We start from the raw sequence: 14,952 nt of genomic DNA on the forward strand, positions 1-14,952 counted from the left end.
GTGGAAGAACTGTAGGTTCAGGAGTTGTTACTGCTATAGTTGAATAGTAATTAATTACTTAACATATAAAAGGGCTGGGTTAGTTTACCTAGTCCTTTACCAAGCTAATATTATTGACATAATATCGGTTTTATGGTAAGGTGTTTAAGTAATTAACGAAATAGATAACACAATATCATATAGACTTATATAATTATTTGGATAACTGGAGGTGCAGACTGTGAGAGTTAAGATAACATTAGCATGCACAGAGTGTAAGCAAAGAAACTACAACACAATGAAAAACAAGAAAAATAACCCAGACAGAATGGAAATCCACAAATATTGCAGATTCTGTAAGAAACACACAACACACAAAGAAACTAAATAGTTGACTTTAGAGGAATGACACATATTCGCAATAGTTAAGGATGTGAAGTAATGGCTATTAAAGAAAATGTAAATATTAATACTAAAACTTCTGAAAACAGAGGGCTTTCTAAGTTTTTTAGAGAACTTAAGGCAGAGGTTAAAAGAATAACTTGGCCTTCTAAAGATGACACAAAAAAAGCGTTAATTGCAGTAGGCGTAGTCGTACTAATATATATTATATTAGTAGGCGGGTTAGATTATATTTTTACAAACCTCTTTAAATTAATTTTCAAACTATAATCAAAGGAGGTTTAGATGGGTTTTCTCATCTATAGTAAATATGAGTGAAAGAGCTAGATGGTATGTAGTACACACATATTCAGGATATGAAAACAAGGTTAAAGCTAACCTTGAAAAAACTATTGAAAATAGAAACCTTGAAAGCTTGCTTCTTGACATTCAAGTTCCTATGGAGGAAGTTATTGAAGAGAAAGATGGTAAGACTAAGGTTTCTTTAAAGAAGAAATTCCCTGGTTATGTGTTAGTAAAAATGCTTATGACTGATGAGTCATGGTATGTGGTTAGAAACACAAGAGGTGTAACAGGATTTGTTGGCCCAGGTTCTAAACCAGTACCTCTTACTGAAGAGGAAGTAGAATCTATGGGAGTTGTTGAAATGCCTATAGATATTGACTTAGAAGTAGGAGAAAGCGTAAGAGTTATTTCAGGACCGCTTAGAGAATTCGTAGCGATAATCCAAGAAATAAGCCTTGAAAAGCACAAGATAAAGGCTTTAATTGACATGTTCGGCAGAGAAACTTTAGCCGAACTAGATTTCAACCAAGTTGAGAAATTAGTTTAATATTATATTGTATAAAACTAATGTTTTTAATTAAGTGGGAGGACAAAGTCCGTATTACCACAGTATAGGAGGAATAGTAAATGGCTAAGAAAGTAACAGGAATGATAAAATTACAACTTCCTGCAGGAAAGGCAACACCAGCACCACCAGTAGGTCCAGCATTAGGGCAACACGGTGTTAATATTATGGGATTCTGTAAGGAGTTTAACGCAAAGACTGCTAATCAAGCTGGATTAATAATACCAGTTGTTATAACAGTATATCAAGATAGATCATTTAGCTTTATCTTAAAAACTCCACCAGCTGCAGTTCTAATCAAGAAAGAATTAGGATTAGAAAGTGGTTCAGGAGTTCCAAACAGAACAAAGGTTGGAACATTAACTAAGGATCAAGTTAGAAAGATCGCTGAATTAAAAATGCCAGACTTAAATGCTGCTTCAATCGAAACTGCTATGAGCATGATCGAAGGAACCAAGAAGTATGGGTGTTACTATAGCAGAGTAATTCTAATTTTTTTAAAAAAGTGGGAGGTAAAAACCGCTAAAACCACGAAGGAGGCATTACAATGGGAAAGAAATATGTTGAAAGTTCAAAATTAGTAGATAAGAACGTTTTATATACACCAGCTGAAGCTTTAGATTTAGCTGTTAAAACTGCAAAAGCTAAGTTCGATGAAACTATCGAATTACACGTAAGATTAGGGGTAGACCCAAGACACGCTGACCAACAAGTTAGAGGAGCTGTTGTTCTTCCAAACGGAACTGGTAGAAGTGTTAGAGTTTTAGTATTCGCTAAAGGTGCTAAAGCTACAGAAGCTCAAGAAGCAGGAGCAGATTTCGTTGGAGCTGAAGAATTAGTTCAAAAGATCCAAGGTGAAAACTGGTTCGATTACGATGTAGTAGTTGCTACTCCAGATATGATGGGTGTAGTTGGTAGATTAGGTAGAGTTTTAGGACCTAAGGGATTAATGCCAAACCCAAAATCAGGAACAGTTACATTTGATGTAGCTAAGGCTATTGCTGAAATCAAAGCTGGTAAGGTTGAATATAGAGTTGATAAAACTGCTATCGTTCACTGCCCAATCGGAAAGAAATCATTTGGTGTTGAAAAGTTACAAGAAAACTTCCACGCTTTAATGGACGCTTTAGTAAAGGCTAAACCAGCAGCTGCTAAGGGACAATACGTTAAATCAGTATCTGTTTCAAGCACAATGGGACCTGGAGCAAAAATTAACCCAACTAAAGTTTTAGATTAATATTGACATAATGGAATTTACATAGTATAATAAATTTCGTTGTGAAAAAGAAAATACTGTTTCCGTAGACAGTAGGTGCCGAAAGGTTTAAAGTGATCGCCTACCTAGGATATACTAGATATGTGATTATTTGGTCTTCCTGTGTCTATGGGAAGACCTTTCTTAATATATATTACAGTTAATAACTGTGAGGAGGTGGACACACAGTGATAAAGAAGAATAGACAAATCAAAGAAGCTAAGGTAGCTGAGATAAGAGAAAAGTTAGAAAAAGCTCAAGGTGTAGCATTAGCTAATTACCAAGGATTAACAGTTGAAGAAGATACAATGTTAAGAAAGAGCTTAAGAGAAGCTGGTGTTGAATATAAAGTTTACAAGAACTCATTAGTAACATTAGCAGCTAACGAATTAGGTCTAGGTGATTTAGTTCAATACTTAGAAGGGCCAGTTTCAATAGCATTCGGATACGAAGATGCTACTGCTCCTGCAAGAGTATTAAACAACTTCGCTAAAGATCATAAGAAGTTAGAACTTAAAGCAGGTGTTGTTGACGGTATTGTTTATGACAAGGCTGGAGTTGAAAAACTTGCAACAATCCCATCAAAAGAAGTTCTTATTGCAAAACTTCTTGGAAGCTTCAAAGCTCCATTATCAAACCTTGCATATTTATTAAATGCAATTAAAGAAAAAAAAGAATCAGAGTCAGCTGAATAATAAACTGATAAAAATTTTGGAGGTGCAATTAAAATGACAAGAGAAGAAATCATTCAAGCTATAAAAGAAATGACTGTTTTAGAATTAAACGAATTAGTAACTGCTTGCGAAGAGGAGTTTGGTGTTAGCGCTGCTGCTCCAGTTGCTGTTGCTGGTGGAGCTGTTGCAGGTGCTGCAGCAGAAGAAAAGACTGAGTTCGACGTAGTATTAGCTAACGCTGGTGCTAACAAGATCAAAGTTATCAAAGTTGTTAGAGAAATAACTGGATTAGGATTAAAGGAAGCTAAAGAAATAGTTGACGGAGCTCCTAAGACATTAAAAGAAGCTGTTTCTAAAGAAGAAGCTGAAGACATGAAAGCTAAATTAGCTGAAGTTGGAGCTGAAGTAGAAGTTAAGTAATTTCTTAACTTTATATAAAAAGGTGCTTAATAGCACCTTTTTTATTGCCTAAATACAGAAAATGATAAAATTTACTAAAATTGTAGGAATAAAAAATAATATGAAAAGTGTTGACAAAAAAAATCCATTATGATACTATCATTAAATGTACTATTCATTATGGATAATTATATATTCTTACGAAAATGAGTATAATCAATAGAAAAATGGTTATACTATAACGTGATGCTCTCCGAAAGCATAGGTCCTTAGGGAAATTATGCTTTTGGTTATTTTACTTTAAAACAAGGGGTGAAAATTCATGGTACATCCTGTCCAAGTCGGAAAAAGAACTAGAATGAGCTTTGCTAAGGTTAAAGATGTAACCGAAATGCCAAACTTAATCGAAATACAATTAGATTCTTATGAGTGGTTTTTAAGAGAAGGTTTATTAGAAGTATTCGATGATGTAAATCCAATCACTAACTTTACTGGGAATCTTGTGCTTGAGTTTGTAGACTATAAGCTTGATATGGATAATATCAAATATTCGGTTGAGGAATGCAAAGAAAGAGATTGCACTTACGCAGCTCCATTAAAGGTGTCAGTAAGACTGACAAACAATGAAACTGGAGAAATTAAAGAACAAGAAGTCTTTATGGGTGATTTCCCACTAATGACTGAACAAGGAACATTCATCATCAATGGTGCTGAAAGAGTTATTGTTAGCCAATTAGTTAGATCTCCAGGTGTATATTATAGTAATACTGTTGATAAGAGTGGTAAAAAACTATTCGCTTCAACTGTTATTCCTAACAGAGGTGCATGGTTAGAATATGAAACAGATTCTAATGATGTTATTTATGTGAGAATTGACAAAACTAGAAAATTACCAATAACTATTTTAGCTAGAGCTATGAGTTATGGAAGTGACCAAGAGCTTTTAGACTATTTTGGTGAAGAAGAAAGATTTAAAGCTACTATTGAAAAAGATAATACTAAGACTAAAGAGGAAGCTTTACTTGAAATCTATAAGAGATTAAGACCAGGTGAACCTCCAACAGTAGATAGTGCAGTATCTTTAATAGACTCTTTATTCTTTGATGCAAAGAGATATGATTTATCAAGAGTTGGTAGATACAAATTCAATAAAAAGTTAGCTCTTAACTTAAGACTTATAAACCAAATAGCTGCTACTGATATAATAAACCCTTCAACTGGAGAAATAATGGTTGAACAAGGTGAAAAAATTAGCAGAAGCATGGCTGAGGATATTCAAAATGCAGGAATTAATTCTGTTGATATCTTAGTTGAAGATAAAGTTTTAAGAGTTATAGGTAACCACTTTGTAGATATAGAAAAAGTAGTATCATTTGATATTAGTGATTTAAACATAAGAGAAGCTGTTCATTATCCAACTCTAATGGAAATATTAGAAAATTACGATGATGAAGCGACTATCAAAGAAGAAATTAAAAAGAACATAACTAGATTAATACCTAAACATATAGTAAGAGATGATATATTTGCAACTATAAGCTACGAATTAGGATTAGCTTACGGTGTAGGATATACTGACGACATAGACCATTTAGGTAACAGAAGATTAAGATCTGTTGGTGAGCTTCTTCAAAATCAATTTAGAATTGGTTTATCAAGAATGGAAAGAGTAGTTAAAGAAAGAATGACTATTCAAGACCAAGAAGCAATTACACCACAAATGTTAATCAATATTAGACCAGTTGCTGCATCTATCAAAGAATTCTTTGGTAGTTCACAATTATCACAATTCATGGATCAAACAAATCCACTTTCAGAATTAACACATAAGAGAAGATTATCTGCTTTAGGACCAGGAGGTCTTTCAAGAGAAAGAGCTGGTTTCGAAGTAAGAGACGTTCACCATTCTCATTATGGTAGAATGTGTCCTATAGAAACTCCAGAAGGACCAAATATAGGGCTTATTAACTCACTTGCAACATATGCAAAAGTTAATGAATATGGATTTATTGAAACTCCATATAGAATTATAGATAAAGAAACTGGTGTTGTGACTAATGAAATAAGATACTTCACAGCTGATGAAGAAGATTTATATTTAATAGCACAAGCAAAAGAACCAATCGGTGAAGACGGTAGATTTGTAGACAGTAGAGTTACTGTTAGATATAAGCATGACATATTACAAGTTAATGCTAAAGATGTAGATTTAATGGACGTTTCACCAAGACAAATAGTTTCAGTTGCAACAGCAATGATACCTTTCCTTGAAAATGATGACGCGTCTAGAGCACTGATGGGTGCGAACATGCAACGTCAAGCAGTTCCACTATTAAAGCCACAAGCGCCTATCGTTGGTACAGGAATAGAATACAGAGCAGCAGCTGACTCAGGAGTATTACCAAAGGCTAAAAATTCAGGTAAAGTTGTATATGTTAGTTCTTCAGAAATCAGAGTTAAGAGAGATGCTGATGGCGGAATTGACACATATAAATTACTTAAATTCAAGAGAAGTAACCCAGGTACTTGTATAAATCAAAGACCTTTAGTTGATAAGGGTGAAATTGTATTTAAGAACCAAGTATTAGCTGATGGACCAGCAACTGACCTAGGAGAAATCGCATTAGGAAAGAATATCAGAATGGGATTCATTACTTGGGAAGGTTACAACTACGAGGATGCTATGCTTATCTCTGAAGAATTAGTAAGAGAAGACGTATTTACTTCTATCCATATTGAAGAATATGAATGTGAAGCTAGAGATACTAAGCTAGGACCAGAAGAAATAACAAGAGATATTCCAAACGTAAGTGAAGATGCTCTTAAAGATATAGATGAAAGAGGAATAATCAGAATCGGTGCTGAAGTTAGATCAGGAGATGTACTTGTAGGTAAAGTAACACCTAAGGGTGAAACTGAGTTAACAGCTGAAGAAAGATTATTAAGAGCGATATTCGGTGAAAAGGCTAGAGAGGTAAGAGACACTTCTTTAAGAGTTCCACACGGAGAAGCTGGTATCATCGTTGATGTAAAAGTATTTACAAGAGAAAACGGTGATGAATTAAATCCAGGTGTAAATGAGCTTGTAAGATGTTACATTGCTCAAAAGAGAAAAATATCTGTTGGAGATAAGATGGCAGGACGTCACGGTAACAAAGGGGTTATTTCTAGAGTTTTACCAGAAGAAGATATGCCATTCTTACCAGATGGTAGACCACTACAAATTTGTTTAAATCCACTAGGGGTTCCATCTCGTATGAATATCGGTCAGGTATTAGAAGTTCACTTAGGATGGGCAGCAAGTCAATTAGGATGGCATATAGCTACTCCTGTATTTGATGGTGCTACAGAACAAAATATTGAAGAATGCTTAGTAAAAGCAGGATACAATGCGCATGGAAAGACTGTATTATACGATGGAAGAACTGGAGAACCATTTGATAATGAAGTTACAGTTGGTATAATGTATATCTTAAAACTTGCTCACTTAGTTGATGATAAGATCCATGCTAGATCAACAGGTCCATATTCATTAGTTACTCAACAACCACTTGGAGGTAAAGCTCAATTCGGTGGTCAAAGATTTGGGGAAATGGAAGTTTGGGCATTAGAAGCTTACGGTGCAGCTCACACATTACAAGAAATCTTAACAGTTAAGTCAGATGATGTTGTAGGTAGAGTTAAGACATACGAAGCAATAGTTAAAGGTGAAAATATTCCAGAACCAGGAGTACCAGAATCATTTAAGGTTCTTATCAAAGAACTTCAAGCTTTATGTTTAGATGTTAAAGTGTTAAATGAAGACAATGAAGAAGTTAAATTAAAAGAATTCTCAGATGATGATTCTGATGAGTTAGAAGTAAACATTGAAGGTACTGAAGAAGTAATTCCGGAACATGTAGCTGATGAAGACAGCTATACAGTTAATGATGAAGAAATTGAAGAGGATATTGATTATGAATCATTTGCTCTTGAAGGTTTTCATGAAGAAGAATTAGATGAATTCGTTGATGACGAACACTAAAATTGAAGGGAGGATATACCCTTGTTTGAATTAAACAATTTTGATGCTATACAAATAGGTTTAGCTTCACCAAGCCAAATTAGAGAATGGTCAAGAGGAGAAGTTAAAAAACCAGAAACAATTAACTATAGAACTTTAAAACCAGAAAGAGATGGTCTATTCTGTGAAAGAATTTTTGGACCTATGAAAGACTGGGAATGTCATTGTGGTAAATACAAGAGAGTTAGATATAAAGGGATTGTTTGTGACAGATGTGGAGTTGAAGTTACAAAAGCTAAAGTAAGAAGAGAGAGAATGGGGCACATTGAACTGGCTGCTCCAGTATCTCACATTTGGTACTTTAAAGGAATTCCATCAAGAATGGGATTACTTTTAGATATGTCACCAAGAGCTTTAGAAAAAGTTCTTTACTTTGCGTCATATATCGTTATAGATCCAAAAGAAACTTCATTACTTAAAAAACAACTTTTAAGTGAAAAAGAATATAGAGAAGCAGTTGATAAGTTCGGTGAAGAAAGCTTCGTAGCTGGAATGGGTGCAGAGGCTGTTCAAGAAATCTTAGGAGAAATCGACTTAGATGCATCTTCAAGAGACTTAAAAGAAGAGTTAAAGACTAGTAGTGGTCAAAAGAAAGTAAGAATCATAAGAAGACTTGAAGTTGTAGAATCTTTTAGAAAATCTGGAAATGATCCAAGATGGATGGTTATAAATGTTATTCCAGTTATTCCACCAGATTTAAGACCAATGGTTCAATTAGATGGAGGAAGATTTGCTACATCTGATTTAAATGATTTATATAGAAGAGTAATAAACAGAAATAACAGATTAAAGAAGCTTTTAGATTTAGGAGCTCCAGATATAATCGTTAGAAATGAAAAGAGAATGCTTCAAGAAGCAGTTGATGCTCTTATAGATAATGGTAGAAGAGGAAGACCAGTAACTGGTCCTGGAAACAGACCTCTAAAATCTTTATCAGATATGTTAAAAGGTAAGCAAGGTAGATTTAGACAAAACTTACTTGGTAAGAGAGTTGACTACTCTGGTAGATCAGTTATCGTTGTTGGACCAGAGTTAAAGATGTACCAATGTGGTTTACCAAAGGAAATGGCTTTAGAATTATTCAAGCCTTTCGTAATGAAAAAATTAGTTGAAGATGGCGTAGCTCATAACATAAAGAGTGCTAAGAGAATGGTTGAAAGAGTAAATGATCAAGTATGGGATATACTTGAAGAAGTTATTACTGACCATCCAGTTTTACTTAACAGAGCACCTACTCTACACAGACTTGGAATTCAAGCATTCCAACCTGTATTAGTAGAAGGTAGAGCTATTAAGCTACACCCATTAGTATGTACAGCATATAATGCGGACTTCGATGGAGACCAAATGGCTGTTCACGTACCTTTATCAGTTGAAGCACAAGCAGAAGCAAGATTCTTAATGCTTGCAGCTGGAAACATAATGAAACCTTCAGATGGTAAGCCAGTTTGTGTACCTACACAGGATATGGTTTTAGGTTCATATTACTTAACAATGGATAAAGAAGGTGCTAAGGGTGAAGGAAGTGTATTCTCAAGCATAGATGAAGCTATAATGGCTTATAATGTTGGAGAAATAGCTGTTCACGCTGCTATTAAAGTTAGAATGTTTAAAGAAGTTAATGGAGAAGTTAAATCAGGTATAATCAATACTACTGTTGGTAAGATTATATTCAACGAATCTATTCCTCAAGATTTAGGTTACGTAGATAGAACAAATCCAGAAACTGAATTTGATTTAGAAGTTGATTTCTTAATTACTAAGAAAACTTTAGGAAAACTTATAGATAAGTGTTATATAAAACACGGACCTACTAATACATCAATAATGCTAGATAATATTAAAGCATTAGGATATCACTACTCATCAATTGGTGCCGTAACTGTTGCTGCATCAGATATGATAGTACCTGAAGCTAAGTATGCACTACTTAAAGATGCTGAAGAAACAGTTGAAAAAGTAGAAAAGATGTATAAGAGAGGATTCATATCTGAAGATGAAAGATATGAAAAAGTTATTGAAAAATGGAGTAAGACTACAGAAGATGTAGCGAATGCACTTATGGATAGCTTGGATAAATTCAATCCAATATTCATGATGGCTGACTCTGGAGCCAGAGGTTCTAAGGCTCAGATAAAACAATTAGCTGGTATGAGAGGACTTATGGCCGCTCCATCAGGTAAGATTATCGAGCTACCAATCAAGGCATCATTTAGAGAAGGTCTAGACGTATTAGAATACTTCATATCAACACACGGTGCTAGAAAGGGTAATGCCGATACAGCACTTAAAACTGCCGATTCAGGTTACTTAACTAGAAGACTTGTTGACGTATCACAAGACGTTATCGTAAGAGAAGAAGATTGTGGTACTGAAAGAGGATTAATAGTTTCTGAAATTAAGGAAGGTAACGAAGTAATCGAAGGATTAGCAGAAAGACTATATGGTAGATACACTGCTGAGGAAGTTATCAACCCTCAAACAGGTGAAATATTAATAGGTAAAGATGAATATATAGAATCAGACATGGCTGATAAGATTACAGCTGCTGGTGTTAAGAAGGTTAAAATAAGATCTGTATTTACATGTAACTGTAAGGTTGGTGTTTGTGCTAAATGTTACGGTATGAACATGGCTACAGCTCAAAAAATTAACATCGGAGAAGCTGTTGGTATTATAGCAGCTCAATCTATCGGAGAACCTGGTACTCAGCTTACAATGAGAACATTCCATACTGGTGGTGTTGCGACTGGTGCGGATATCACTCAAGGTCTTCCTAGAGTTGAAGAATTATTTGAAGCTAGAAAACCTAAGGGTCTTGCAATAGTATCAGAAATTGCAGGTACAGTAAGAGTTGAAGAAACTAAGAAGAAGAAGACTGTATTTGTAATGGGTGCAGATGGAGAAGAACGTAGCTATGATATTCCATTTGGTTCAAGATTAAGAGTTTCTGATGATGATATAATAGAAGCTGGAGATGAAATAACAGAAGGTTCAGTTAACCCTCATGATATAATGAGTATCAAGGGTGTTGAAGGTGCTAGAAGATACTTACTTTCTGAAGTTCAAAAGGTTTATAGACTACAAGGGGTTGATATCAACGATAAGCACTTAGAAGTAGTTGTTAGACAAATGACTAGAAAAGTTAAGGTTTCTGATTCAGGAGATACTGAATTATTACCAGGAACTATGATAGATATGTTTGACTTTGAAGCAGAAAATGAAAGAGTTAGAGAGTTTGGTGGAGAAGAAGCTAAGGGTGAAATAGCATTACTAGGTATTACTAAAGCAGCTCTTGCAACTGATAGTTTCTTATCAGCAGCATCATTCCAAGAAACTACTAGAGTTCTTACAGAAGCAGCAATCAAAGGAAAAATAGATCCATTAATAGGATTGAAAGAAAATGTTATTATAGGTAAGTTAATTCCAGCTGGAACAGGTATGATGAGATATAGAACTGTTAAGCTAGATGTACCAGGGCAAGATGAAGAAAAAGAGATTGCCAATACAATAGAATAATACATTGCAATTTTATTGACATGTGTATGCTTAAATGATAAAATACCAATTGTGTGATTTTGAAGCTACACTACAGTATTATTGTCTACATGATTTCATGGAGGCATCTGTATAACATGCCTCTGTGAACTTTAATTAAGGAGGGGGATTCATGTTAGACAGAATTGTAGGAAAAAAAGTAATTGGAATAAAACAAAGTACTAAGTTGATAAAAAATGGCGAAGGAAAAGTTTTATATGTAGCTAAAGATGCAAATGCTAAGTTGATATCTCCAATTATTCAACTAGCAGAAGAGAAAAACATTAAAATTGTAGAAGTATCTACAATGAAAGAACTTGGGAAAATAGGCGGGATAGATGTTAAAGCATCAGCGGTATTGACCCTAGAATAAAATAAATTAGTGTTTATCTTATTTTATATAGATAAATAAATTTCAGGAGGGGAGAAGAAATGCCAACTATAAGCCAATTAGTAAGAAAAGGTAGAAAAACTGTTGTTAACAAATCTACAGCACCAGCACTTAACGAGTGTCCACAAAGAAGAGGAGTTTGTACTGTTGTAAAAACTACTACTCCAAAGAAGCCTAACTCAGCTTTAAGAAAAATTGCCAGAGTAAGACTTACAAACGGATTCGAAGTTACTGCTTACATCGGTGGTGTAGGACACAACTTACAAGAGCACAGCGTTGTTCTTATAAGAGGTGGTAGAGTTAAGGACCTTCCTGGTGTTAGATACCATATCGTAAGAGGAGCACTAGACTGTGCTGGAGTAGCTAACAGATTACAAGGAAGATCTAAATACGGTGCTAAGAGACCAAAGCAAAAATAGTTTTCTAAACTAAGACAGTGCTTATCTTCGGCATTTACATAGGCTGGGAATTTTACATAAGGTTTATATAGATGTAAGAAGCGAAGCACTTTACGGTAAGTAAACTTACCGAGTACCTATGAATTAAATTAAAAATTGTTAAGGAGGGAAGAAAAGTGCCAAGAAAAGGATTTATCGCAAAAAGAGATGTATTACCAGATCCAATGTACAACTCAAAAGTTGTTACTAAGTTAATAAACAACGTAATGGAAGATGGTAAAAAAGGAGTAGCACAAAAGATTTGCTACGAAGCGTTTGAAATTATGGCGCAAAAAACAGGCAAAGATGCTTTAGAAGTATTCGAAGAAGCTATGAACAATGTTATGCCTTTATTAGAAGTTAAAGCTAGAAGAATAGGTGGTGCTAACTACCAAGTTCCAATCGAAGTTAGACCTGAGAGAAGACAAACTTTAGGTATCAGATGGATACTAGCTGCTGCTAGAAAAAGAGGCGAAAAAGTTATGGCTCAAAGATTAGCTGGAGAATTATTAGATGCAGCTAACAATACTGGAGCTGCTGTTAAAAAGAGAGAAGATACTCACAAAATGGCAGAAGCAAACAAAGCATTCGCTCACTACAGATACTAATACTACAAAAACTGTTTTGGCTTATGCCAAAACAGTTTTGTCGAATATAAAATTACTCATTGAGAGGAGGACATACAATGGCTAGAAAATATCCATTAGACAAATTCCGTAACTTTGGAATAATGGCTCACATTGATGCTGGTAAAACAACAACAACTGAGCGTATATTATTCTATACAGGAAAGAGCCACAAAATAGGAGAAGTTCATGAAGGTGCTGCTACAATGGACTGGATGGTTCAAGAGCAAGAAAGAGGTATAACAATTACTTCTGCAGCAACAACTTGTTTCTGGGAAGGTCATGAATTAAACATCATCGATACTCCAGGACACGTAGATTTCACAGTTGAAGTTGAAAGATCATTAAGAGTTCTTGATGGAGCTGTTACAGTTCTTGATGCTAAGAGTGGGGTTGAACCACAAACTGAAACTGTTTGGAGACAGGCAGATAAGTACGGTGTTCCAAGAATGATTTATGTTAATAAGATGGATGCTACAGGAGCTGATTTCTTCAGATGTATAAACACTGTAAGAGATAGATTAAAAGCTAATGCAGTGCCAATACAAATACCAGTTGGTGCAGAAGCTGACTTCAGAGGTATGGTTGATTTAATAACTAATAAAGCAATCATAACTTATGATGATCTAGGTAAAGATGTAAGAATTGAAGAAATTCCTGCAGACTTAGTTGATCAAGCTGAAGAATACAGAATGGCAATGATTGAAGCAATTGCTGAAACTGATGAAGCGTTAATGGAAAAATACCTTGAAGGTGAAGAATTAACTGAAGAAGAGTTACACACTGCTTTAAGAAAAGCTACAATAGCTAACGAAATCGTTCCATGTATCTGTGGGTCTTCATACAAAAACAAAGGGGTTCAAGAAATGATCAACGGTGTTGTTGCTTACTTACCATCACCATTAGACATTCCTGCAATCCAAGGGCAAACTTTAGAAGGTGAAGAAGATTCAAGAGAAGCTTCAGATGAAGCTCCAATGTCAGCTTTAGCATTCAAAATTGCTACTGACCCATTCGTTGGAAAGCTTGCTTTCACAAGAATTTATTCAGGTGTAATGAACAGTGGTTCATATGTTCTTAACTCAACTAAGGGTAAGAAAGAAAGAATCGGAAGACTTGTTAAAATGCACTCTAACACAAGAGAAGAAGTTGAGTCATTAGAAGCAGGTGAATTAGGAGCAATCATCGGATTAAAGAACACTACTACTGGTGATACTTTATGTGATGAAAATGCACCAATCATACTTGAATCAATGGAATTCCCAGAACCAGTTATATCTGTAGCTATCGAGCCAAAGACAAAAGCTGGTCAAGAAAAGATGGGATTAGCTTTATCTAAATTAGCTGAAGAAGACCCAACTTTCAAAACATGGACTGATCAAGAAACTGGTCAAACAATCATCGCTGGTATGGGTGAGTTACACTTAGATATCATCGTTGATAGATTACAAAGAGAATTCAAAGTTGAATGTAACGTTGGAGCTCCTCAAGTTGCTTACAAAGAAACTATCAGATCAGCTGTTAAAGCTGAAGCTAAGTATGCTAAGCAATCAGGTGGTAAGGGTCAATACGGTCATGCTGTTATTGAAATGGAACCAACTGAAGGAGAATACAGCTTTGAAAATGCTATCGTTGGGGGAGCTGTTCCAAGAGAATACATTCCTGCAATTGATGCTGGTATCCAAGAAGCTGCTAAGAACGGTATCATAGCTGGTTACGAAGTTATTAACTTCAAAGTTAAGTTAGTACACGGTTCTTACCACGAAGTCGATTCATCAGAAATGGCATTCAAGATTGCTGGTTCTATGGCATTCAAGAACGCTATGCAAAAAGCAAGCCCAGTATTACTTGAACCAATGATGAAGGTTGAAGTAACTGTACCAGAAGAGTACATGGGAGATGTTATCGGTGATATCAACTCAAGAAGAGGTAGAATGGAAGGTATGGAAGCAGTTAACGGAGCTCAAGTTATAAGAGCATACGTTCCACTAGCTGAAATGTTTGGATATGCTACATCTTTAAGATCAAGATCTCAAGGTAGAGGTAACTACTCAATGGTATTCGATCACTATGAAGAGGTACCAAAGAGCATCCAAGAAGAAGTTGCTGGTAAGAGAGCTAAATAATAAATAAATTGTAATAATTTCTTGCAATGTTGTTCATAATTATATTATGAAGGCATTGCGAGAGTTAAAATATATATTTTTTATAAAAAATAATTAAATTTTTAAAAATAATGATGAAATTTGTAAACTTAATAGTTATAATAATATTAAGATTAACATAATTTTATTTCCATAAAGGAGGATTTTCAAATGGCAAAGCAAAAGTTCGAAAGA

At 34.9% G+C, this 14,952-nt stretch carries 12 protein-coding genes, 1 pseudogene and 1 other annotated feature; all 13 genes and pseudogenes read left to right on the plus strand.

What is annotated here, in order from left to right:
- Nucleotides 1-220 precede the first annotated feature (220 nt).
- The 13 genes and pseudogenes from rpmG (at nt 221) to fusA (ending at nt 14,739) form a co-directional block, all read left to right on the plus strand.
- Nucleotides 221-370, plus strand: coding sequence for a 50S ribosomal protein L33 (rpmG, locus tag HMPREF0216_RS16735; RefSeq protein WP_083875389.1), 150 nt, complete (start codon nt 221-223; stop codon nt 368-370).
- Between the two features lie 50 nt (nt 371-420).
- Nucleotides 421-651, plus strand: a complete 231-nt coding sequence (secE, locus tag HMPREF0216_RS06690) for a preprotein translocase subunit SecE (RefSeq protein ID WP_005212816.1) — start codon at nt 421-423, stop codon at nt 649-651.
- A 40-nt stretch (nt 652-691) separates the two neighbouring features.
- Nucleotides 692-1,213: a transcription termination/antitermination protein NusG gene (gene nusG / locus HMPREF0216_RS06695; protein WP_005212817.1), complete on the plus strand. Its 522-nt coding sequence runs from the start codon at nt 692-694 to the stop codon at nt 1,211-1,213.
- 80 nt (nt 1,214-1,293) lie between these two features.
- Nucleotides 1,294-1,717: pseudogene (gene rplK, locus HMPREF0216_RS06700) on the plus strand (50S ribosomal protein L11).
- A gap of 61 nt (nt 1,718-1,778) precedes the next feature.
- Nucleotides 1,779-2,468, plus strand: a complete 690-nt coding sequence (gene rplA / locus HMPREF0216_RS06705) for a 50S ribosomal protein L1 (protein WP_005212819.1) — start codon at nt 1,779-1,781, stop codon at nt 2,466-2,468.
- A gap of 44 nt (nt 2,469-2,512) precedes the next feature.
- Nucleotides 2,513-2,641: a sequence feature (ribosomal protein L10 leader region), on the plus strand.
- Between the two features lie 36 nt (nt 2,642-2,677).
- A complete protein-coding gene (rplJ, locus tag HMPREF0216_RS06710; RefSeq protein WP_040419260.1) occupies nt 2,678-3,181 on the plus strand; it encodes a 50S ribosomal protein L10 in 504 nt (167 codons plus the stop codon).
- Between the two features lie 33 nt (nt 3,182-3,214).
- Entirely contained in the window at nt 3,215-3,580 is a 366-nt protein-coding gene (gene rplL, locus HMPREF0216_RS06715; RefSeq protein ID WP_005212821.1) for a 50S ribosomal protein L7/L12, read from the plus strand.
- 301 nt (nt 3,581-3,881) lie between these two features.
- Nucleotides 3,882-7,583 (plus strand): DNA-directed RNA polymerase subunit beta, encoded by a 3,702-nt coding sequence (rpoB, locus tag HMPREF0216_RS06720; RefSeq protein WP_005212822.1) that lies wholly within the window; start codon nt 3,882-3,884, stop codon nt 7,581-7,583.
- 21 nt (nt 7,584-7,604) lie between these two features.
- The gene (gene rpoC, locus HMPREF0216_RS06725) at nt 7,605-11,141 is read left to right on the plus strand and encodes a DNA-directed RNA polymerase subunit beta' (RefSeq protein WP_005212823.1); all 3,537 of its coding nucleotides are present in this window, start codon (nt 7,605-7,607) and stop codon (nt 11,139-11,141) included.
- A 151-nt stretch (nt 11,142-11,292) separates the two neighbouring features.
- Nucleotides 11,293-11,532, plus strand: coding sequence for a ribosomal L7Ae/L30e/S12e/Gadd45 family protein (locus tag HMPREF0216_RS06730; protein ID WP_005212824.1), 240 nt, complete (start codon nt 11,293-11,295; stop codon nt 11,530-11,532).
- 59 nt (nt 11,533-11,591) lie between these two features.
- A complete protein-coding gene (gene rpsL / locus HMPREF0216_RS06735) occupies nt 11,592-11,969 on the plus strand; it encodes a 30S ribosomal protein S12 (protein WP_005212826.1) in 378 nt (125 codons plus the stop codon).
- Nucleotides 11,970-12,124: 155 nt separating this feature from the next.
- Nucleotides 12,125-12,595 (plus strand): 30S ribosomal protein S7, encoded by a 471-nt coding sequence (gene rpsG, locus HMPREF0216_RS06740; protein WP_005212828.1) that lies wholly within the window; start codon nt 12,125-12,127, stop codon nt 12,593-12,595.
- A 77-nt stretch (nt 12,596-12,672) separates the two neighbouring features.
- On the plus strand, nt 12,673-14,739 hold the full coding sequence (gene fusA / locus HMPREF0216_RS06745) for an elongation factor G (protein WP_005212830.1): 2,067 nt from the start codon (nt 12,673-12,675) through the stop codon (nt 14,737-14,739).
- Nucleotides 14,740-14,952: the final 213 nt, after the last annotated feature.

The organism is Clostridium celatum DSM 1785, from assembly GCF_000320405.1.
Lineage (GTDB): Bacteria > Bacillota > Clostridia > Clostridiales > Clostridiaceae > Clostridium > Clostridium celatum.

Excerpts from the sequence above, each read along its gene's own strand:
- nusG (WP_005212817.1), top strand. The coding sequence starts at position 692 with ATGAGTGAAAGAGCTAGATGGTATGTAGTACACACATATTCAGGATAT.
- HMPREF0216_RS06730 (WP_005212824.1), top strand. The coding sequence starts at position 11,293 with ATGTTAGACAGAATTGTAGGAAAAAAAGTAATTGGAATAAAACAAAGT.
- secE (WP_005212816.1), top strand. The coding sequence starts at position 421 with ATGGCTATTAAAGAAAATGTAAATATTAATACTAAAACTTCTGAAAAC.
- rplL (WP_005212821.1), top strand. The coding sequence starts at position 3,215 with ATGACAAGAGAAGAAATCATTCAAGCTATAAAAGAAATGACTGTTTTA.
- rpsL (WP_005212826.1), top strand. The coding sequence starts at position 11,592 with ATGCCAACTATAAGCCAATTAGTAAGAAAAGGTAGAAAAACTGTTGTT.
- rpoB (WP_005212822.1), top strand. The coding sequence starts at position 3,882 with ATGGTACATCCTGTCCAAGTCGGAAAAAGAACTAGAATGAGCTTTGCT.
- rplA (WP_005212819.1), top strand. The coding sequence starts at position 1,779 with ATGGGAAAGAAATATGTTGAAAGTTCAAAATTAGTAGATAAGAACGTT.
- fusA (WP_005212830.1), top strand. The coding sequence starts at position 12,673 with ATGGCTAGAAAATATCCATTAGACAAATTCCGTAACTTTGGAATAATG.